This window comes from Sporosarcina sp. SAFN-015, from assembly GCF_051966875.1.
Classification (GTDB): Bacteria; Bacillota; Bacilli; order Bacillales_A; family Planococcaceae; genus Sporosarcina.
The window spans coordinates 442,125-463,381 of the sequence record NZ_JBQCKP010000003.1; the positions used below are offsets into that span (position 1 = coordinate 442,125).

A 21,257-nucleotide genomic window follows, 5' to 3' on the forward strand; every position below is an offset into this window, starting at 1 on the left:
TGAGTATAAGTTAACTTTAACGAATTTCAAGTGTGAAAGTCATCCTTTACGCATAAAATAATCTCACACTGTCGAAATAATGATGTACCTAACGACTTCATCGATTTCAAGACACAATGTTGTCATTGCAAGTAACACTAATTTGTTCTATGATAATTAAGTATAGGCATTCGACTGGTTGAATATGAAGGAGGACTTTGAACAATGTATATCGAAAATACAGGTATTGAAGGCATTGTTGCTGAATTGTCACTACTTGACGAAATCATGCTGAAACACGATCTTGTACGTGCTGGACAATGGGACTACGAGCGTGTTACATACGATAAGAAGTATGTAATTAAAGAAGGCACTTATTATTTGCGTGTCTTCGGTTTCACACCAGATGGTGACGTTGATACTCGCGATGCAATCATGCACCTTAAAAAGCCGGTTATCGGAAAGCATTATTATCCACATGGCGTCGAATATGGTGAGGGCGAGCACTTCCCTGAAGGACTTGTGAAAGATTGCGAAGCAACACTCAAAGCCGTCTTAGAAGATCTAAAACCATTTATTTTAACAAAATAATCATTTTATCATGAAAACCGAAGAACTTACTGTTCTTCGGTTTTTTTACCTATTCTTTCTCTGAAATTTGGTTATACTGTAACCAATTAACAATTTGGAGGAATGACTGTTGTCCCGATTGCTTACAAAGCGGAATATTTTACTTCTCTTTTTACTTATTGTCGTCATATTAGTTTTTATCTTTATTCTTCCTATATCCATTCCGATTATCTTAGCACTTTTAACGGCTCTACTTTTTGAGCCGCTCGTCAAATTGACTGAAACAAAATTTAAATGGAAGCGTCAAATTGCAGTCATATCGGTTTTCATTTTTATTTTAGTAATGCTTGCTATTATCATTTATTATACAATCACGTCATTGATAGGTAGATTAATCGAACTCTCAAAAACAGCTCCCGATTATTTAAACAAACTTTCTGGCGTCTGGATCGATTTTCAGAATAAACTTCTTGTATATACATCAGGATTGCCTGATGATGTCGTAAAATCGGCACAAGGCAGTTTCAATGAGATTTTGGAGTCATTCCGGAAATCGCTTTTGGAGTTGGTCAATTCCGATAAAATCGTTGCACTCGCTTCTGAAATCCCGAACTTCCTCGTAAGCCTTCTCGTTTATATGGTAGCTCTTTTCCTTTTCATGCTTGAATTGCCTGAATTGAAAAAGATGGTATTCAGGCATTTCACGGATGAAACTGCGAAAAAAGTCCGTTATATGACAGTTAAACTTAACTCGGTTATTTTCGGATTCATAAAAGCTCAAGTATTAATAAGCTTGATTATTCTAGCGGCATCTTTCGTAGGGTTGCTAATTATCGCTCCTAAATATGCTCTAGTCATGTCAATTGTTATTTGGATCATCGATATCATTCCAATTTTAGGCTCAATAGTCATTCTTGCTCCATGGTCTTTGTATCAATTCGTCAGCGGAGATATCGGCATGGGGACAAAATTGGCGGTTTTGGCAGCAATCCTGTTAATCATTCGAAGGATTGTTGAACCAAAAGTAATGGGCAACCAGATCGGCTTATCCCCGCTTCCAACGCTTATCGGTATGTTTATCGGGTTAAAGCTTTTCGGTATTATCGGCTTATTCATCGGTCCGATGATCGTCATCCTATTCAATACAGCACGCGAAGCAGGCATCATCAAGATGAACTTTAAAATTTAGTTATCAAAAAACCGGCATGGAAAAATTTCCTTTGCCGGTTTCTTTTATTAATTACCTAAAATGGCCTTTATCATCGAAGTCGTTTCTCCGCCTTCATACAAGATATAGAGCAACAAATAGACAGCCACACCTGTTATTGCAGTAAAAAACCATACAACGCTCGTAATAGGTCCTATTCTTCGATGCTTATCCAACTTATTTTTCAAGCCCCAATTGATTGTCAATATGCCCATGATAGCCCCAGACGTTGAGAGCATAATGTGAAAAATAAGAAAGACGGTATAATAGATCTTCAGATTTTCCGGACCGCCGAACGCCGTGTTGCCGATGAAAATCGTACGGGAGGCGTAAATGATAAAAAACAGAACCGCTGCTACGGCTGCTCCTAACATTGTCTTCTTATGGGCTTCAATTTTCCCATCACGCACTAGTTTCCATCCAATTGCGACAAGAATCGCCGATAGCACAATGAAAAAAGTACTTAACGTTGGTAAAAAAGGAACATTCATTAATAATACCCCTTCAGCAGTGAATTCGATCATCTATTCATTTCAAATTTTTGTCGTTCCAATAAATCTCTCTGTGTTATTTCATCAGCATTCAATTGTTCTTCGCGATACCACTTGATAAAGATTTTGCCGATTACGACAACATAAATCAATTCTTGGATAATTTTCATAATAATACCGCCCAATTGCTGATCATACACTGTAGGCATATTTGTAAATAATTCAGGACCTGAAATAGATAAACCAGAAAGCGTCCCTGCAGGCACGCATAATGCCATAGCCTGTAACCATGCCTCTCCGCTACTATAAGTTTCATACACAGGGACGTCGACAAAGATGATTAAAGCACAGGCAGGCGTCACTAGGAGAGCACTTAAAATAACATACCCAATTTTCTTCAAACCGTGCAATTGTGGATGATCTTCCAACGTATTCACAACCGGCCACCATAACACTAAGGCTGCCATAAATACCGTGATCGTGAAGATCGCATGCAAAACTGCACTCAATTTAATATAGTCCAAAATCAATGGATAATGATACAGTGAGAAAGCAAGTGTAAAGATCAATAAGCTAATAATAGGCCTCGTAAACAAACGTACAACTTTGTCGATGATTTTTACGCTGAAAACTTTTTTCCATATGAAATTTGGAATCCCAATGATCATTAATGGAGCAACACCTAATAAAAGAAGCGCCATTTGCGTCATATGAACGGAAAACAAAATATGTCCTATTAAGTCAACGGGTGAGCCTTTAACGATATACAAAAGCACCATCGAAGCTAAAAAATATCCGATTTCCCTTGTCGTTACAGGTTCCGTCCCCTCAAACCAATGTCTCCATTTTTTAGTCAAAAGGAAATAAAGTACGACGATCAATACTAATGTTAAGAAATAATAAGGACTCCATAATGCTCGAAACCCAAATATGCTGAAAGGCATCATTGCCATCGCTCCTTTAATATGTCTTTCTCTATTATAAAACGAACATGGCGCGAACACAATGAACGAACAATGAACAATACAAAAGCGAAGGTCGCACGAAGCTAGACGTTAACAAAAACAAATGCGAAAAGCCTGCGGAAGAGATCCACAGGCTTTTCTATATTGATTACCACCAAACGATTGTTACAAAAGTCAAAGGGATAAGGAAGCCCAACATAGCTCCTGTAAACATGAACATTTGAGGAATGCCATGCCCTTTTTCATTCATATGCATGAAATAATACAGTTGCAAACCGACTTGTACTGCTGCGAACAGCATTACCATCGGAATGATGAAGTACTTCGAGAACCCTGCAACATCAGCTTGATAAGCAACAACCATTGAAAATGAAACAAGTGTGAGAAAGATCATTAGCGAAAACATCATGACCTGATCACGCATTGACTTTTTTGCACGTCTCTGTGCAAGCTGCTGCTCCGCAGGTGTACGTTTGTAAACTTGGATGTCTGCCATCTTAACCTATCACTCCCATCAAGTAGACTACAGTGAAGATGAATACCCAAACAACGTCAATGAAGTGCCAATATAGTGAAAATGTATAGTACTTCGTTGCGTTATAAAGATTCAGACCGCGTTTCGCGTTACGGAAAATCAACAACGTGATCCATACAAGACCAACAGCTACGTGGAATCCGTGAGTTCCGACAAGCGTATAGAACGCAGAACTGAAAGCACTGTTATTAAACGTAAAGCCTAGATGTACATAATGTGAGAACTCATATACTTCAAGCATGAGGAAACCAAGTCCTAAAAACGCAGTGATGGCTAACCAAAGCTGCATTTTCTTAAAGTTATAGTTACGCAGATGGTACATAGCGAACACACTCGTCAATGAAGATGTCAATAGCAACATTGTCATTACAAAAACAAGTGGCAATTCATAAAGCTCTTGTGTCGAGAATCCAAAACCGCTCGGACCGGAGTTCTTCAATGCAACATATGTTGCGAACAACGTTGCGAAGAGAATTGTCTCTCCACCAAGGAACAACCAGAAGCCGACGAACTTATTTTTCGCTTCAAGTGTCGCTTTTTCAGGATGATCGGGCCAAGTTTCAGGGGTGAATTTTTTATTCAAGTCCATTAGTTTTGACCCCCTTTACGTTTCATATCACGGAGAATCTCATCTTTTTTAATGTAATACCCAGTGTCATCCTTCAATGAACGGGCAGCCATCGCTACGAAAGTCCAAAGTAGACCAAATATTAGGACTGGCAGACCCCATGACTCTTCAGTGCGGAACATAGCTCCGAATCCAGCAATGAAGAGACCAAGTGTCATAAGGAATGGAATGAAAGATCCATTCGGCATATGGATGTCTTTGATCGGTTCAGCAGGAGTCAATCCTGACTCATTGCCTTCCATTTTTTCGATCCACACAGTATCAAGCCCACGGACAAGTGGTGTCGCATGGAAATTGTAATATACCGGAGGAGATTCAATTGCCCATTCAAGCGTACGTCCGTCTCCCCATGGATCATTTGCAACTTTCACATTCTTAATAGATGTCACGATGATGTTGTAGACGAGTACAATGACACCGATTGCCATCATGAATGCACCAATTGTACTGATAAAGTTTGCCAAGTTCCAACCTTGTCCGTCCATGAATGTCCACACACGACGAGGCATTCCCCAGAATCCAAGCCAGTGCTGAATAAGGAACGTCAAATGGAAACCGATGAAAAAGAATACGAATGTAATTTTACCAAGTGTCTCATTTAGCATCGTACCGAACATTTTTGGCCACCAATAATGTGTTGCTGCCAAAATTGCAAGGACAACCCCACCAACGATTACATAGTGGAAGTGAGCAACGATGAAGTAAGAGTCATGCAATTGATAGTCGAGCGGTGCCGCACCTTGCATAACACCTGTCACCCCACCCATTACGAATGAAGGGATGAAACCGAGTGCATAAAGCATTGGCGTTGTAATCTTGATGCTGCCGCCCCACATAGTCAATAGCCAGTTGAAAATTTTAACCCCTGTTGGAACAGCAATCGCCATTGTTGCAACAGCGAAGATTGCGTTCGCAGTTGGCCCAAGCCCTACCGTAAACATATGGTGAGCCCAAACCATGAATCCTAGGAATCCAATTAACACAGTCGCAAAGACCATGGATGGATATCCGAAAAGACGCTTTCGAGAGAATGTCGAGAAAATCTCAGAGAAAATACCGAAAGCAGGCAAGATAAGAATATATACTTCAGGGTGACCGAAAATCCAGAAAATATGCTCCCAGATGATCGTGTTTCCGCCCATCGTATGATCAAAGAAGTTACCACCGAACATACGGTCAAATGTTAAGAAGAACAAACCGATTGTCAATGGAGGGAATGCAAAAAGAATCATCGCAGATGCTACAAATGTTGTCCATGTGAACAACGGCATACGCATATAAGTCATACCTGGAGCACGCATGTTGATGATTGTTACTAGGAAGTTGATCCCTGCCATCAACGTACCGCCCCCGGCAATCTGAAGACCGATTGCATAGAAGTCAATACCATGTCCTTCCGATGCAATGGAAAGTGACGCATATGATGTCCATCCCGCGTCAGGCACTTGACCGAAGAACCAAGAAATGTTCAGGAAAAGTCCTCCGAAGAAAAACATCCAGAACCCTAATGAGTTAACAAATGGGAATGCAACATCACGTGCACCAATTTGCAACGGCATGATAGCGTTCATAAATCCAAATAATAAAGGCATGGCAGCCAAGAAGATCATCGTCGTTCCGTGCATCGTGATCAAATCATTGAAAAGACCCGCACTGACGAAATCGTTGTTCGGCTTATGAAGCTGCCAACGAATTAACATCGCTTCAATACCGCCGAGTACGAAGAAGAATCCGCCACCAAGGAAGTAAAGGATTCCGATCTTCTTATGGTCGACTGTAGTCAGCCAGTCCCATAGCGTTGCGCCAAAACCCTTTTTTTGAGCAACTGAACTCACTTTGTTTACCTCCTCTTCAAAATCGCAAAAGATTATTTTTCAACAGATAATCCCATTAAGTATTCAGCCAATGCATCCAATTCCTGGTCGGAAAGTTGATCAGCGAATCCTGGCATCTTATTACCAGGTTTATGTTTCTGTGGATACTTGATCCAATCAATCAAATCTTCTTTTGTATGGTCCAAGATTCCTGCAACACGATTACGATCTCCGAAAGTTGCTAGGTTCGGTCCGGATGCCCCAGATTCTCCAACACCAGAAGTGGCGTGACATCCGATACAGCTTTGCTGGAATACATCCTCACCAGCTGGATTTGCAACGACTTGATTCTCTGCGGAAGCTTGCATTGCAGTTACCCATTGGTCAAATTCAGCACGTGGCATCGTCTTCACTTTGAAGTCCATTAACGCATGCGACGGACCGCAAAGCTCGGCACATTTCCCATAGAATACTCCGTCTTTCAAATCCTTGGAATCTTTCTCAAATACCAAATAGAATTTGTTGACGTTCTCTACGTTCGTATCAAGCTTTCCGCCGACTGCTGGAATCCAGAAGGAGTGTTTCACGTCAGCTGCAATCAAATTGAAGTAAACCTTTTCATCCATTGGAACTACTAATTCCTGTGCGGTAACGATACCAAGGTCAGGATATTCGAATTCCCACCAGTATAGTTTCGCTGTTACGTCAACGACTAGGTTTTCGGCATTTCCATCTTCATCCACTGCGCCCATAGCTGATACATCACCAAGCTTATACGTGTAGTAAACAGTTGGAACAGCTAGCAGCAAGATCAATAGAATTGGAATGATTGTCCACACAAGCTCAAGCTTATGGCTGCCTTCAACTTGTTCAGGAATATGATCTTCACCTAATTTGGAACGTCTGAAGCGTACTAACGCGATTAAGTAAATTGCTACTACAACGATAATGACGAGCAACATTATTCCTGACGACAATAATAGCAAGTTGAATTGATCTTGACCGACTTGTCCGGCAGGTAGAAGCGTTGAAATTTCTTCTTGTCCACAACCTGCAAGGAAAACTGTCAGTACAGCCAATAGAGAAAAGAGACGCCATTTTTTGAGTCCTTTCATCATCGCTAACTAATACCTCTCTTTCTAAAAAATGATTTTCTTCAAATGAGGACTGTTGACCTCTCTATAATGAATTCCTGTCAAAAAGAAAGAATTCCATCAGTTAGATGAATATCGAAAAAATGATCATTGCTACAAAAAGGATTGTCATGTAATTCAAGGAGAAGATGAACATGGATGTAGCCCACTTTAAATCTTCTTTTGCTTTGAATCCTTTTATCGACAAATATAGCCAACCGATATTCAAGGCTGTTGCCAGCACAATAAAAGCGCTTCCGAGCTCCGGTAGAAGGAATGGCAACGGGAATAATAGCAGAACCCATCCGAAAATAGACTTCTTTGTCCTTTCAAATCCTTTTACGACTGGAAGCATCGGAATGCCGGCTGCCCGGTATTCTTCAGTCCTACGCATCGCCAACGCATAGAAATGTGGCGGTTGCCATGCAAACATGATTAAGAACAGCGCCCATGCGCCCATACCGAGCGACGGTTCGACCGCAGCCCAACCGATTAATGGCGGGATGGCTCCTGAGATGCTGCCTACAACAGTATTACTAACATATTTTCTTTTAGACCACATTGAATAGAGTACAACATAGCTGAAGACGCCTGCAAGTCCCCATAGCCCTGCCGCCGGTGACGCAGCAAACAACATCACTTCGCCTAAGATAATGAAAGTGAACGCCAGTGCCAAGACAGCCGGCGCTTTAAATCTGCCAGTAACCGTTGGACGTGACTTTGTTCTGGACATGATCGGATCGATATCCCGATCAATAAGATTGTTCAAAGCCGCCGAGCCCGCGATGATTAACCCGGTACCGAAAAGTCCATACAGTAACAAATCCAGATTGCTAATGAAACTTTTGCCTGAAAACTGGAATGCAAGAAATAGACCGGTAAATGTTGTAATCAGGTTTGAATTCACAATGCCGATTTTTATAAGTGCTAGAAAATCCTTCAATATGGAAGCCGATCCGATATCCGGTTCAACGGATGAAGAAATCGCTCGACCGTTTGACATATGTACCCTCCTTTCAACGATGTCGGCAAGGACCGCTATACTTTACTATATCGAAATCCGGCAATGATTTCTATATATAAACCGAATTTCATCCGATATGTTAAGTATATTATGATATAAATGCATCTGCCCTATCTATAGTAAATCATTTCCCTATGCCTTTTGTGAAGTTAAAGGGTCTATTTTATGAACAATTTGTGAAAAAGCTTTATGCAAAGCTGATTTCGGTCAATATGCGTTGTTTTTTCGACTTTTTTTCGATATCATCAACAAACGGGGCCTTTTTTCATATGGTCATCATCTCTAAAAGAAGGTGTCTTGTTTGCGATATAATAAGTATTTGAAATGGTTCGGGGTCGCCTCTACGATCGGTATGCTGTTAATCCTTTTGGGTGGTGCACTCGTTACGAAAACAGATAGTGGGATGGGTTGCGGAAGGCATTGGCCTGGTTGTAACGGTCAATTGATCCCGGATGAAATCACGCCGGAAGTCCTTATCGAATTTTCTCATCGCGTCGTTACGGGCTCGGTCGGAATTTTGATCGTCATCTTAGCAGTTTGGTCTTGGAAAGCGATCGGACATATAAGGGAAACAAAATTGCTGTCTGTTTTGGCAATATTTTTCCTCATTCTCCAAGCGTTAATCGGTGCTGCCCAAGTTCTTTGGGGACAAGGGGATTTCATTCTTGCACTTCATTTTGGCATTTCGCTAATTTCCTTTGCATCAGTATTACTTCTAACATTGCTCATCTTTGAGGTCGATCAGAAATTTGACGCTGATAGGCTAAAGATCGGTAGGACGCTTCGATTCCATACAATCGGTGTCACAATCTATTCATACATCGTAGTATACACCGGAGCACTTGTCCGTCATACCGAATCCGAGTTGAGCTGTACAGATTGGCCAATGTGTAGGAACGGGGATTTTTCCCTTCCCGCTAATTTCTGGGAATGGGTCCAGATGAGTCATCGGACCGCTGCGGCATTGATATTCATTTGGCTCGGTGTTATTGCTATTCATGCAATCAGGCATTATAAAAATCAACGAGTTATATACTGGGGATGGATCATTGCATTCATTTTAGTGTCGTTGCAAGTTTTGGCGGGTGGAGCTGTTATCCTTACCCGTTTAAATCTTTATTTAGCTTTAGCTCATTCATTGTTTGTAATCCTTCTGTTCGGATTATTGACTTATATGGTGCTTCTTGTTTCGAGAAGCAGACAGTAGAGATAACAAAAGCACCCGCGTGGATTTTCCACGCGGGTGCTTATTTTTATTAATGTTCCAGTTCGAGAAGGAGGTCGCCTGTAGAGATGGATTCTCCTGAGGTGACGTGGATTTCTTTGACGATTCCGTCAAATGGAGCTTGGATCGTCGTTTCCATCTTCATAGCTTCCGTAATGAGTAGATGTTGACCACGACGTACTTTTGCTCCTTTGGAGACAGCAACTTGCAATACAGTTCCAGGCATTGTCGCTGCAATGTGAGAATCATTTGAAGGATCCGCTTTTTGTTTGCGAGCAACATCTGATTCCACATTGATATCTTGAATGATAACTTCCCTAGGTTGGCCGTTCAGTTCAAAGTAAATGATGCGTGTGCCGTCCGTTTGAGGTTCGCCAATGGAAACGAGCTTGACGATAAGTGTCTTCCCTCTTTCGATCTCCACTTCGATTTCCTGGCCTAGTCGCATACCGTAAAGAAACTCAGGTGTGTTAATGACTGATATGTTTCCGAATTCCTTTTTCATCGTCGAATATTCTTCGAACACTTTCGGATATAGCGCATATGCGAGCGCATCTTTCATCGTTGACTGGTGTCCAAGAAGTTCTGCTGTCTTTTGAAGCAATGCATCAAAATCTACATCTTCCAAAAGCTCACCCGGCCGGACAGTGATCGGCGTTCTTTCTTTCAAAATAACCTGCTGTAATTCTTTCGGGAACCCGCCATACGGTTGACCGATATATCCTTCGAAAAATTCGATTACAGATTCAGGGAAATCGATGGATTGCCCACGTGAAATGACAGATTCTTCATTCAGATCATTTTGCACCATGAATAGCGCCATATCACCCACGACCTTGGAAGAAGGAGTCACTTTTACGACGTCTCCAAAGAGCATATTGACACGGGAGTACATCTCCTTCACTTCATCCCATCTCTCACCAAGTCCGACAGCTTTGGCTTGTTGTTGCAAGTTTGAATATTGACCGCCTGGCATTTCATGTACGTACACTTCAGAATGAGGGCTAACCATGCCGCTCTCAAAGTTTTGATAATATTTCCGTACATCTTCCCAGTAATATGATAATGATTCAAGAGCATCGACATCGGCTTTCACTTGGCGCTTGCCATATTGCAACGCATAATACAACGAGCTTGCGGACGGTTGTGAAGTAAGACCAGCCATGGAACCGAGAGCTGTATCTACAATATCCACTCCAGCTTCTATCGCTTTCGCGTACATATAAATGCCATTTCCGCTCGTATCATGTGAATGCAAATGAATCGGTATATCAACAGTCTCTTTCAACTCTGAAATGAGGCGATACGCAGCTTCCGGCTTCAAAAGCCCTGCCATGTCTTTTAGTGCGAGAATATGCGCTCCTGCTGCTTCAAGCTCCTTTGCCATTTCTTTGTAGTACCCGACTGTATATTTGGCGCGGGAATCATCCAATATGTCCCCGGTATAGCAAAGCGCAGCCTCTGCCACTTTCCCCGCTTGACGGGTCGCATCGATTGCCACTTCCATACCTTTAATCCAGTTTAAGCTATCGAATATGCGGAATACATCAATCCCTGATTCCGCAGAAGTTTTGACGAATTCACGTATGACATTATCAGGATAATTGGAATAGCCGACAGCATTCGCACCACGGAACAACATTTGGAATAAGACATTTGGAATTTGCTCCCGAAGCTTCGTAAGTCTTTCCCACGGATCCTCTTTCAGGAAACGGTATGCAACATCGAATGTTGCTCCGCCCCACATTTCAAATGAGAAAAGATCCGGCATAAGCCTAGCAGATTCAGCTGCGATATTTGCAATATCCGATGTACGCACACGGGTCGCAAGTAATGACTGATGAGCATCCCTGAACGTTGTGTCGGTCAATAGAACATCATCCTGCTCCTTTATCCATTGGATCAATCCTTCAGGACCTCTCTCGTCCAAGATCTGTTTCGTCCCTGAAGGAGGCGGTGCAAGAAGGTCCACAGCAGGTTTCCTAACTGAATTGAATAACGGTTTAGTCTGTTTCGCTATCCCCGGAAACCCATTGACAGTAACATTCCCTAAATAATTCAAGATCTTCGTTCCACGGTCTTTCTTAACAGGGAACTCGAATAATTCAGGAGTCGTATCAATGAAGCTTGTATCATAATTGCCAGTCAGGAAGTTTTCATGACGAACGACGTTTTCTAGGAAGGGGATATTTGTTTTGATTCCTCTAATCCGGAATTCTTGAAGGTTACGGTCCATTTTTGCCGCTGCATCCTTAAAGGAAGTCCCCCATGTTGATACTTTGACGAGCAAGGAATCATAGTATGGAGTGATGATAGCCCCTTGGAAGCCATTGCCGGCATCTAGACGGACGCCGAACCCTCCGCCTGACCGATAGACCATCAACTTGCCTGTATCAGGCATAAAGTCATTCAATGGATCCTCCGTCGTCACCCGCGATTGAATTGCATAGCCAAATAACGGAATATCGTCTTGCTTCGGAATAGCAGATTCTCCTTCATGGAGATTTCCACCATTCGCAATATGGATTTGTGCATGGACGATATCGATTCCAGTTACCATTTCGGTAATTGTATGCTCAACTTGGATACGCGGATTCACTTCGATAAAGTAAAATTTTCCGTCCGCCACAAGAAACTCTACGGTTCCTGCGTTAATGTAGGAAATATTTTTCGCCAATTTTACAGCAGCTTCGCAAATTTCAAGACGCAAATTTTCCGGCAAAGAAATGGACGGAGCAATTTCCACTACTTTTTGGTGACGACGTTGTATCGAGCAATCGCGCTCATATAGATGAACGACATTGCCGTATGTATCGCCTAATATTTGAACTTCAATATGCTTTGGCTTATTGATGTACTTTTCGACATACACTTCGTCCGAACCAAAAGCAGACTTAGCTTCTGATCTGGCTCGCTCATACGCTTCAAGCACTTCATCTGCGGAATTTACAATCCGCATGCCCCGGCCGCCACCACCTAGGGAAGCTTTAATAATAATCGGATACCCGTATGTTTCACCGAAAGAAGCAACATCAGCAACTGAAGCAACTGGTCCATCCGTTCCAGGGATGACAGGGATGCCTGCCTTGATAGCTTGTTCTCTCGCCTTCACCTTGTCCCCGAACATGTCAAGATGCTTTGATGTGGGACCGATGAAGATGATTCCCTCTTCTTCCAACCTACGAGCAAACTCTTCATTCTCTGCTAGGAAACCATAACCAGGATGTACAGCGTTCGCTCCTGATGATTTTGCAATCTTAATGATCCCTTCGATATCCAAGTAGGCATCAATCGGCTTTTTCCCTTCTCCGACTAAATAGGACTCATCTGCTTTGTAACGGTGGAAAGAACCCCGATCTTCTGCCGAATAAATCCCGACAGTCGGTATCTCCAATTCGGTGCACGCTCGAAAAATACGAATAGCAATCTCACCACGGTTTGCTACGAGAATTTTTTTAATCTGATCCATTTCCACCACGAAAGCACTTCCTTCTCTATTTATTATTTTGATATTTTACGAACATTGATACATTCATCAATATTCCTAAAGACAAAGATAACAGAATCATCGAAGTTCCGCCATAACTAATAAAAGGCAACGGCACTCCTGTAAGTGGAATTAGCCCTGTCAGACCACCGACATTGACAAATGTTTGAATTCCAATGACACTTCCAATACCCGCGGCAAGCATTCGAGCTTGAGGATCCTTCGTACGCATCGCAATATAAAGTGCTCGCATAACGATGAATCCTAGACCACCAATTACAATTATCGTTCCAAAAATCCCGGTTTCTTCCGAAATGACTGCCATGATGACATCCGTTTGAGGCTCTGGCAAATAGCCCATCTTTTGAATGGAGTTGCCTAAACCAAGACCTTTCATTCCACCAGATCCAATCGCTATGTACCCATTTGCAATTTGATAGCCGGAGCCTTGTGCATAATCAAATGGATCCAAGAACGACAAAATTCGTCCTTTCCTACCATCTGTCATGACTGTATCCCAAGCAAAATAAAGAATGGTAGCAACCGGAATCATCGCAAGGAAGACAATTCCACTTAGCTTCGTGAATGTCCTCAATTTTATTCCGCTTGCTGCAATAACGGATAATGCTCCAATAATGATAATGAGAGACGTTCCGATATCCGTCTCCATCATAATCGAACCAATCGCCAAAATAAGAATGATGACCGGCGGACCAATTGATTTATTAATGGAATCAAGCGTCCCCGCTTCATACTTTTTTGCGAATACACTAGCGAAATAAACGATAATAACAAGCTTAGCAACTTCTGAAGGCTGGATGCTGCCGAAGCCAGGTAATTTAATCCAACTCTGTGCACCGACATGGTCGCCGGAGCCGAGGAAATGGACGAGAACAAGGAGGATAAACATGACAACAATTGAAAAGACCATCAATTTTTTTCGTTTATAGTTTTGAAAAGGAAAGAAGGAGGCAAATAAGAAAGCAGGAATGGCAATTGCTAGATTGAGCAGCTGTCTCTTATAAAAATAATCAGGTTCATAACCATATCGATTGACAGCCCACACCATACTCGAACTATAAATCATAACAAGTCCGAACAGACATAGTATGAGATATGTAGTGAATAACGGATAATCAAAGTTCCGCAGCATTTTTTTAAAGTATTTTCCCATCACATTTCCCTCATCTTAAATAAAAAACTCAAACCAATGATGAGTTTGAGTCTTTCATTTATTTTTTTGTATATAGCTCGTGCAAGACATTCATCTCTTTTTCAAGCAATGAAAGGATTTCTTTCCCTTTCTCACGTTCAATCAACCCTAATTTAACAGCAAAGTCGATTTCTCTAGACAAGCCATACATTTGCGTATCCAACACTTCCTCGTAAAGCGGGCACTGAGGCATCGTCAAATGATCCATCTGTACTTTTATGAGTTGTGCAATTTTATCCGCATCAGCCTGTAGCTGTTTCAATGCTTTTTCTTGATAGGTTTCCTGTAATTCAATATCCATGAGGACGCCCCCATTCACCTATTATCCTTGCGTGGTGATTATGAATAAATTGTATCTTTCAAGAAGGTAAATTGCAAGTGTTTCCCTTAGGAACGTACGGTATAAATTCAATGGCTTTCCACTTTCCTTGGGAAGCGGTATACTATGTACTATATGAAAATGCTCAATATCGGTTGTAGGAGGCTATTCAATTGGAAACAATCATTACAATAAAAGGCAATGTAAAGCATACGATCACTCTCGATCCGACAGTTTGGATCTTTGATGACCGAAAAGTCGACTTAAACACTTTCTTTACGGAAGATCATGTCGAAAGAGATGAAGATGAAGAATATAAAAGAAGCATGGGCAAACATTGGTCTCGCGAAATTATGGAAGGTGCGACTTTCCCACCTACTTTAAAAACAGAAAAGAAGTTTGACAGACAAAAGATGGTGACAGGTACATTCGGCATCTCCCTCGACCATTTCGTGAAAAATGCAATACCAGCAGAAGATGCAAAAACGATTTCTTTTTTGACAATGGATGGCTCGAAGGAAACGTTTCCGGTTTCTGAAGTAGGGAATTTCCTATTCAAATTCAGCCAAGACGGTAAACCGTTGACAGAAGACGGACCAGCCCATCTTTTATTCAAAGACGGCTCAAACCTCGAACAACCATTACGAAAAATCACCGATATCGTCATCAATTGATGCAAAAGGCCATGCTTAGTAAGGAGTTGAGTTCATGAGAGTCAAATGCGTTCTATGTGATGAAATTGGACAACTTGTGGATGATACCCCGCTTGCAAAGAAGCTGAGGAATCATCCGATCAATACGTATATGTGCGAAGCTTGCAGCCAACGGATTACGGAGCAAACAAACATGAGAATTTCCACAGGAAAATTCGTCTTCCACCGCAGCTCACATTCCGCAGAAGAGAATTTTTAATAAAACGGGGTTGCTCAAAAAGTCATGGAAAGAGACTTTGAAGCAACCCCCTTTTTTAAATTAGTTTTGTAGTATAAAAGAAATTGTTCTTACCTATAAAAATAGAAATAACTTTCCGGTGTACAAGTTCCAAATGGAATGAGTGACCATTGAAGGTACGACGGATTTAGTTTTTAAAGCAATATAAGCAAGAACAATCCCTGCAACAAGCATGAGCAATAGGTACGCAGGATGAAATAGAGAAAAAATGACTGAAGTAATGATTACAGCGCATATTGGCTTTACTACTTTTAATAAAGCGAAAAAGAGCACCCCTCTAAAAAGTAGCTCCTCCCAAATTGGAGTGAAAAGGACAGCTTCTATTAAAGGATATGGCTGTAAACCATCAAGCAACCCATTTTTGTAATAAACGATTAGTCTTCGGTCCATTAAAACTTCGTAATGAATACTGAGCTTTAATATTAGAAAGGGTATAAAAACTCCGCCTAATATATATAGGTAAGTCTTAGGGTTCTTAAATGGCTTGAAAGTAAGTAAAGGGACAATCAACTGTCTGACTGATCCAAAATAAAAGGTAAGGAAAATAAAGATTACTAACCAAACAAGATTTCCAAAACCACGGAACAACGCACTATTATAATAACCCACCCCATAACCTGTTAGCAGCAGTAATACTATATACAACAAATTACTTAGCATATTAATCTTTATGACACTACTCCTCATCCATACCCCCCTTTCTTTTCCATTCAAACTATTCTTAACATTTGGTCTATTATAGCATAAATATCCATTTTTATATGATTTATTTTAGATTTGTTTAAAAACCCAAAAAAATATTTCAGTAAGCAGGAGTTGAACGGCGACTCCTGCGGGAATAGCGCGAGCTGAAGACCCCGCAACGAAAGCCGTAACGAAGAACGGCTTTTGCGAGCAAAAGCGTAGCGTTGCGAGCACAACTATGGGATGCCTTAATTTCTGCAAAGAACGCAGAAATTAAGGCAAATCGAACCCTTCGCTGTTCGATTGGCTGAAGCCGTGCCCGCGGAAAGCGTCCGTTCGGAGCGGAAATCAACTATTCCAGTATTACTATTTTAAAAAAAGACTGTAACCAAACGCCGAAATTTCTGGAGTTCGGTCACAACCTGAAAAAAACTCCACCGTCAAACGGTGGAGTTTTCTTTATGTTCATTCATCCTGCGGACCCTATAAATAATCAATATGAGCGCCGCAACGGTGAGCCCTTCGACAATCGGAAGGAAAATGGCGAAAAACGTCAAGATAATACAGCCAAAAAACAGGAAGCTATACACGACTATGTTTTGCCAAAACTTGATTTTCCGAGCAAAGCCCAACTTATAAACAATAGCTGAAAGGATGAATACAACTACAAACAACAAAATTCCAGTGACAGAAGATGAAGTAGTCTCATAAATCATTCTTACGACTGGAGACATCGCTTCAATTGTATCTTCATCCTTAAGAGCACCATTCATGTAGCACATTCCCTTCTAAACAAAGCGATTGTACGCATTCTTTTTATACTACTACTTATTATTATAAGTCACTCGCCAAGTTTTTTCTTCTTTTGAGCACGTTCACGTTCGTTTTTATCAAGAATCTTCTTGCGCAAACGAATCGATTGTGGAGTCACTTCGCAATATTCATCGTCGCCAACATATTGCAACGCCTCTTCTAATGAAAGTATACGTGGCTTTTTCGTTGTCACTGTTTGGTCTTTTGTCGCAGATCGAACGTTTGTCGCATGTTTAACTTTTGTTAAGTTGATCGTCAAGTCCGTATCACGGTTGTTTTCACCAACGACCATACCTGCGTAGATTTCTGTACCAGCTTCGACAAACATGACTCCTCGGTCTTCCAACTGCATGATACTATATCCAGTAACAGTACCTGTTTCCATTGAAACGAGCACGCCATGGCGACGACCGCCAACTCTTCCTTGTGCCACTGGCTTGTAGGAGTCAAATGTATGGTTAATAATTCCATACCCTCTCGTAGCAGAAAGGAATTCCGTTGAATATCCAATAAGACCACGTGCAGGTACTAAGAAAATCAAACGGACTTGTCCATTTCCGTTATTTATCATGTCTTGCATTTCACCTTTACGCTCACCGATCGATTCGATGATTGCCCCAGTATACTCTTCAGGAATATCGATTTGAACACGTTCAACCGGCTCAGAACGCACACCATCGATCGTTTTAATAATTACTTCAGGTTTCGATACTTGCAGTTCGTATCCTTCGCGGCGCATATTTTCAATCAAAATGGAAAGATGCAGCTCTCCACGTCCGGATACAACCCATGCATCCGGTGAATCAGTTGGGTCGACACGTAATGAAACGTCCGTCTGCAATTGTTGTTCAAGCCGTTCTTCGATTTTTCTAGCAGTTACCCACTTACCTTCTTTCCCGGCAAAAGGACTGTTATTGACGAGGAAAGTCATTTGGAGAGTCGGTTCATCGATATGAAGTTCTGGCAATGCTTCCAAATGATCAACCGGGCAAACTGTTTCACCAACGTCAATGTCTTCCATGCCCGAGATAGCGATCAAGTCACCTGCATACGCTTCTTCAATTTCGATTCTTTTCAATCCAAGGAAACCATACATCTTCGTTACACGGAAGTTCTTTGTCGAACCGTCCCGCTTTAAGACTGTTACTTGCTGGCCAACTTTCATTGTCCCTCTGAACACGCGTCCGATACCAATACGGCCGACATAGTCGTTGTAATCAAGCAAAGAGACTTGGAATTGTAACGGTTCTTCTCTATTGTCGATTGGAGCAGGGATATGCTCGATAATTGCATCGTACAATACTCGAAGTGTATCTTCCTGTTCAGCAGGGTCAGGAGAAATGCTCGCTGTTCCATTGAAACCTGAAGCATAAACAACTGGGAATTCGAGCTGTTCATCATTCGCATCCAATTCAATGAATAATTCAAGCACTTCGTCGACTACTTCTTCGGGACGTGCAAATTCACGGTCAATTTTATTTACAACTACAATCGGTTTTAAATTCGTTTCCAATGCTTTTTTCAGAACGAACCGGGTTTGCGGCATACATCCCTCAAAGGAGTCGACTACTAACACGACACCATCGACCATTCGTAGGATTCGTTCCACTTCCCCACCGAAATCGGCATGTCCTGGTGTATCAAGAATATTGATTTTCGTGTCTTTGTATTCAATTGCTGTGTTTTTTGCAAGAATTGTAATACCGCGTTCACGTTCAAGATCATTCGAGTCCATGGCACGTTCTTCAACATGTTCATTCGAACGGAAAATTCCTGATTGCTTCAAAAGCTGATCGACTAACGTTGTTTTTCCGTGGTCTACGTGGGCAATGATTGCTATATTTCGTAAATCATTACGATTATTTGTCATGTTTTCACTCCGTTATCTTTTATCAGATGATTAACTGTGTTATTATAGCACATGAGAACAGTATTAAAAACATTTTTATTCGGGAGATGTTTCATTTTGAAGAATATTAAATGGGTTTTCGTATTATATTCCATCGCCGCAGTCGCTGCAATGTGTGGCATCGGCATCGGAGTCGGTATGCGTAGTATCCCCGTTGCCATAATCGCTATCCTTGCTCTCATTTTCGTTATGGGCAATGGATTTAAGACAAAGAAGAAAATGCGTGAACAAGGCGTTTTGTAATGATAACTTAGGAAAGGGACTGCGAGTCGGCAGCCCCTTTTTTATTTGAGTTTAATGTAGTTCCTTAATATTTCATCATGTAGACCAGGCCTAGCAACGATAAATGTATCTTGACCTAGCAAATGTGGTTGTTCGCCTTTTAGATTTGTCGTCACTGCACCAACTTCCTGAGCAATGACCATCCCTCCAGCAATGTCCCATGGGGATAACCTCAATGATAAGTACGCATCGATACGGCCGGAAGACACGTATGCAAGCTCGATTGCCGCCGAGCCATATGATCTGGTCCCTCTGCAATTACGGACCATTTCTGCAATCGGGGCATTTTCGATTCTTCGATTCGGCGCCACCCAGCTCGCATTCACGCCAATGATTGCCTCTGAAAGCGGCGTGTTCTCAAGCATCGGGAGTCTTTCATCGTTGAAATATGCACCTTCATCTTTAACAGCGTGATAAAAATCATCATTTATGACATCATATATATATCCAAGCATTCCAATTCCGTTAACATATATACCGAGTGAAATCGCAAAATTCCTTTTCTGATGAATGAAGTTCATCGTGCCATCAATCGGGTCAAGCATCCAAATAATCCCTTCCAAAGACTCGATTTCATCACCGAATCCTTCCTCACCAAAAATTCGGTGATCCGGAAAATCACCCTTAATCCGACTAATAAAGAAACGTTCAATATCCCGATCGATATTCGTAACGAGATCATTCGCTTCCGCCTTCGAATCAACATCAATTTTACTAAAGAAAGAAATTCTAATTTTATGGCCCGCTTCTTTTATTAACGATTTTGCATATCGATCAATTGCTCCCCAATTCATGTCAACACCTCTATCTACATGCATGTTCTACTATTATAGCATACCGTATACAGCCAAACAAAAAGGCACCTTTACACTGTCTCCCCCCGGATTGAAGAGTTTCAGTGAAGGCGCCTAATTCGGTTCAACGTCTTTCGATTAAGCGAAAGCATTGAAAGTCTCCAGCTCACCATGAATTTCAGTGAGTCTCGTTTTGCTTTTCTCGACTTGTTTAGAGTCCTTCTCTTGTACAGCATCGTACAGTGTAGCTAGCTCATAGTCCAATTCGAGATGCAGAAGCTTGACATATTCCTTTTCGATTTCAGCTTTACGAATAATATGAACGACTTGTTTCATTACTAACACCCCTTTGAATGTAATTTTTTTCAACGATCCATTTACTTACTTCTAACTTATGCTGCCTGAGTTACTTTGGTTAGTTATAAGCCTTCTTGTATAAGATTGTTCCCCATTTTCTGTTACGATAAACGTGGATTATGAAATGGAGGTATTAAAGTGACGCAAGCATTTTGGACCAATAATGATTTTAATGTCTTTTCAATTGAAGGATTGGAACATAGGATGAATGCTCTTCAAACGAAGATTCAGCCAAAATTCGAAGTGATCGGTGAACACCTTTCCACATATTTATCTTCCCGAGGGACAGGCGAGTTTTATCCACACGTTGCGAAGCATGCAAGAAGAACGGTAAATCCACCTAACGACAGCTGGGTTGCTTTCGCCCCGGCAAAGCGCGGGTATAAAGCGCTGCCTCATTTCCAAGTTGGATTATGGGGGACTCATCTTTTTATTATTTTGGCCGTCATTTATGAAAACCCGGACAAGAAGGGAATCGCGGAACGACTATCGAATAATTTGAAGAAGTTTTCCTCTTTGCCTGAAGACTTTGTTGTATCAGGTGATCACATGAAGCCAGATGCTCTTAAAGTGAATGAAATCGGGAATGACGGCGTTGAAAATCTATTGGATCGGTTAGCATCGGTAAAAAAAGCAGAATTTGTCCTTGGAAGACATATTTCCCGCAACAAAGCGACCGAGCTTTCGGAAGAGGAGTTCTTCAACCTTGTCGAAGAGACGATTGATCGGCTTTTCCCAGTTTACGATATCATTATTGGCAAGTAATGAAACAGAGAGGATGCATAAGTATGCACCCTCTCCATTAGCGTTGCAGGTCAAGGAATATCTGGAAAATGGTCCACTTTAATGAATACTATTGCTTGAATAAACACAAAAA

At 41.5% G+C, this 21,257-nt stretch carries 22 protein-coding genes; 7 read left to right on the forward strand and 15 right to left on the reverse strand.

The features are described 5' to 3' along the window. The first annotated feature begins 204 nt into the window (after window positions 1-204). Both ACTHPA_RS08000 and ytvI read left to right on the forward strand, forming a co-directional pair. A complete protein-coding gene (locus tag ACTHPA_RS08000) occupies window positions 205-570 on the forward strand; it encodes a YugN family protein (protein WP_440499622.1) in 366 nt (121 codons plus the stop codon). 109 nt (window positions 571-679) lie between these two features. Then, the gene (gene ytvI / locus ACTHPA_RS08005; RefSeq protein ID WP_440499623.1) at window positions 680-1,738 is read left to right on the forward strand and encodes a sporulation integral membrane protein YtvI; all 1,059 of its coding nucleotides are present in this window, start codon (window positions 680-682) and stop codon (window positions 1,736-1,738) included. Window positions 1,739-1,785: 47 nt separating this feature from the next. Here the strand turns inward: ytvI and ACTHPA_RS08010 are convergent, their stop codons facing one another. The 7 genes from ACTHPA_RS08010 to cyoE all read right to left on the reverse strand — a co-directional run bounded on the left by ACTHPA_RS08010 (window position 1,786) and on the right by cyoE (window position 8,325). Further along, window positions 1,786-2,247 carry a DUF420 domain-containing protein gene (locus tag ACTHPA_RS08010; protein ID WP_440499624.1) on the reverse strand — a complete coding sequence of 154 codons (462 nt, stop codon included), beginning with the start codon at window positions 2,245-2,247 and terminating at the stop codon, window positions 1,786-1,788. Window positions 2,248-2,276: 29 nt separating this feature from the next. Beyond that, complete coding sequence (gene ctaG, locus ACTHPA_RS08015) at window positions 2,277-3,194, reverse strand: cytochrome c oxidase assembly factor CtaG (RefSeq protein WP_440499625.1); 918 nt, start codon at window positions 3,192-3,194, stop codon at window positions 2,277-2,279. Between the two features lie 166 nt (window positions 3,195-3,360). Beyond that, window positions 3,361-3,708, reverse strand: a complete 348-nt coding sequence (locus ACTHPA_RS08020; protein ID WP_440499626.1) for a cytochrome C oxidase subunit IV family protein — start codon at window positions 3,706-3,708, stop codon at window positions 3,361-3,363. A gap of 1 nt (window position 3,709) precedes the next feature. Continuing rightward, complete coding sequence (locus ACTHPA_RS08025; RefSeq protein ID WP_440499627.1) at window positions 3,710-4,336, reverse strand: cytochrome (ubi)quinol oxidase subunit III; 627 nt, start codon at window positions 4,334-4,336, stop codon at window positions 3,710-3,712. Continuing rightward, window positions 4,336-6,210: a cytochrome c oxidase subunit I gene (locus ACTHPA_RS08030; protein ID WP_440499628.1), complete on the reverse strand. Its 1,875-nt coding sequence runs from the start codon at window positions 6,208-6,210 to the stop codon at window positions 4,336-4,338. Before ACTHPA_RS08030 ends, ACTHPA_RS08025 begins: the two co-directional genes overlap by 1 nt. Window positions 6,211-6,242: 32 nt before the next feature. Continuing rightward, window positions 6,243-7,307: a cytochrome c oxidase subunit II gene (coxB, locus tag ACTHPA_RS08035; RefSeq protein WP_440499629.1), complete on the reverse strand. Its 1,065-nt coding sequence runs from the start codon at window positions 7,305-7,307 to the stop codon at window positions 6,243-6,245. A 100-nt stretch (window positions 7,308-7,407) separates the two neighbouring features. Beyond that, complete coding sequence (gene cyoE / locus ACTHPA_RS08040) at window positions 7,408-8,325, reverse strand: heme o synthase (RefSeq protein WP_440499630.1); 918 nt, start codon at window positions 8,323-8,325, stop codon at window positions 7,408-7,410. A gap of 322 nt (window positions 8,326-8,647) precedes the next feature. Between cyoE and ACTHPA_RS08045 the strand changes: the two genes are divergently transcribed. Then, entirely contained in the window at window positions 8,648-9,553 is a 906-nt protein-coding gene (locus ACTHPA_RS08045; protein WP_440499631.1) for a COX15/CtaA family protein, read from the forward strand. A 49-nt stretch (window positions 9,554-9,602) separates the two neighbouring features. Here ACTHPA_RS08045 and pyc read toward each other — a convergent pair whose 3' ends face one another. The 3 genes from pyc to ACTHPA_RS08060 are packed head-to-tail and all read right to left on the reverse strand — an operon-like array spanning window position 9,603 to window position 14,572. Beyond that, window positions 9,603-13,040 (reverse strand): pyruvate carboxylase, encoded by a 3,438-nt coding sequence (gene pyc, locus ACTHPA_RS08050; RefSeq protein ID WP_440499666.1) that lies wholly within the window; start codon window positions 13,038-13,040, stop codon window positions 9,603-9,605. A gap of 25 nt (window positions 13,041-13,065) precedes the next feature. Continuing rightward, window positions 13,066-14,232 carry an FtsW/RodA/SpoVE family cell cycle protein gene (locus ACTHPA_RS08055; protein WP_440499632.1) on the reverse strand — a complete coding sequence of 389 codons (1,167 nt, stop codon included), beginning with the start codon at window positions 14,230-14,232 and terminating at the stop codon, window positions 13,066-13,068. 58 nt (window positions 14,233-14,290) lie between these two features. Further along, window positions 14,291-14,572 (reverse strand): DUF1507 family protein, encoded by a 282-nt coding sequence (locus ACTHPA_RS08060; RefSeq protein ID WP_440499633.1) that lies wholly within the window; start codon window positions 14,570-14,572, stop codon window positions 14,291-14,293. 191 nt (window positions 14,573-14,763) lie between these two features. Between ACTHPA_RS08060 and ACTHPA_RS08065 the strand changes: the two genes are divergently transcribed. Beyond that, entirely contained in the window at window positions 14,764-15,264 is a 501-nt protein-coding gene (locus ACTHPA_RS08065) for a peptidyl-prolyl cis-trans isomerase (protein ID WP_440499634.1), read from the forward strand. Window positions 15,265-15,298: 34 nt separating this feature from the next. Then, on the forward strand, window positions 15,299-15,502 hold the full coding sequence (locus ACTHPA_RS08070; RefSeq protein WP_440499635.1) for a YlaI family protein: 204 nt from the start codon (window positions 15,299-15,301) through the stop codon (window positions 15,500-15,502). Between the two features lie 93 nt (window positions 15,503-15,595). On the opposite strand, the gene ACTHPA_RS08075 is transcribed toward ACTHPA_RS08070, so the two are convergent. From ACTHPA_RS08075 to typA, 3 genes are all read right to left on the reverse strand, one after another. Continuing rightward, complete coding sequence (locus ACTHPA_RS08075; protein WP_440499636.1) at window positions 15,596-16,228, reverse strand: lysostaphin resistance A-like protein; 633 nt, start codon at window positions 16,226-16,228, stop codon at window positions 15,596-15,598. A 437-nt stretch (window positions 16,229-16,665) separates the two neighbouring features. Beyond that, entirely contained in the window at window positions 16,666-16,998 is a 333-nt protein-coding gene (locus ACTHPA_RS08080; RefSeq protein ID WP_440499637.1) for a YlaH-like family protein, read from the reverse strand. 68 nt (window positions 16,999-17,066) lie between these two features. After that, complete coding sequence (typA, locus tag ACTHPA_RS08085; protein WP_440499638.1) at window positions 17,067-18,908, reverse strand: translational GTPase TypA; 1,842 nt, start codon at window positions 18,906-18,908, stop codon at window positions 17,067-17,069. Window positions 18,909-19,004: 96 nt separating this feature from the next. Here typA and ACTHPA_RS08090 point away from each other — a divergent pair, with 96 nt between their 5' ends. Next, window positions 19,005-19,190 (forward strand): YlaF family protein, encoded by a 186-nt coding sequence (locus ACTHPA_RS08090; RefSeq protein WP_440499639.1) that lies wholly within the window; start codon window positions 19,005-19,007, stop codon window positions 19,188-19,190. Between the two features lie 41 nt (window positions 19,191-19,231). Here ACTHPA_RS08090 and ACTHPA_RS08095 read toward each other — a convergent pair whose 3' ends face one another. Together ACTHPA_RS08095 and ACTHPA_RS08100 are read right to left on the reverse strand one after the other, a co-directional pair. Further along, a complete protein-coding gene (locus ACTHPA_RS08095) occupies window positions 19,232-20,023 on the reverse strand; it encodes an inositol monophosphatase family protein (protein WP_440499640.1) in 792 nt (263 codons plus the stop codon). 138 nt (window positions 20,024-20,161) lie between these two features. Continuing rightward, complete coding sequence (locus ACTHPA_RS08100; RefSeq protein ID WP_440499641.1) at window positions 20,162-20,359, reverse strand: hypothetical protein; 198 nt, start codon at window positions 20,357-20,359, stop codon at window positions 20,162-20,164. 159 nt (window positions 20,360-20,518) lie between these two features. On the opposite strand from ACTHPA_RS08100, the gene ACTHPA_RS08105 reads away from it, so the two are divergent. Then, window positions 20,519-21,145 (forward strand): YktB family protein, encoded by a 627-nt coding sequence (locus tag ACTHPA_RS08105; RefSeq protein ID WP_440499642.1) that lies wholly within the window; start codon window positions 20,519-20,521, stop codon window positions 21,143-21,145. The last annotated feature ends 112 nt before the right edge of the window (window positions 21,146-21,257 follow it).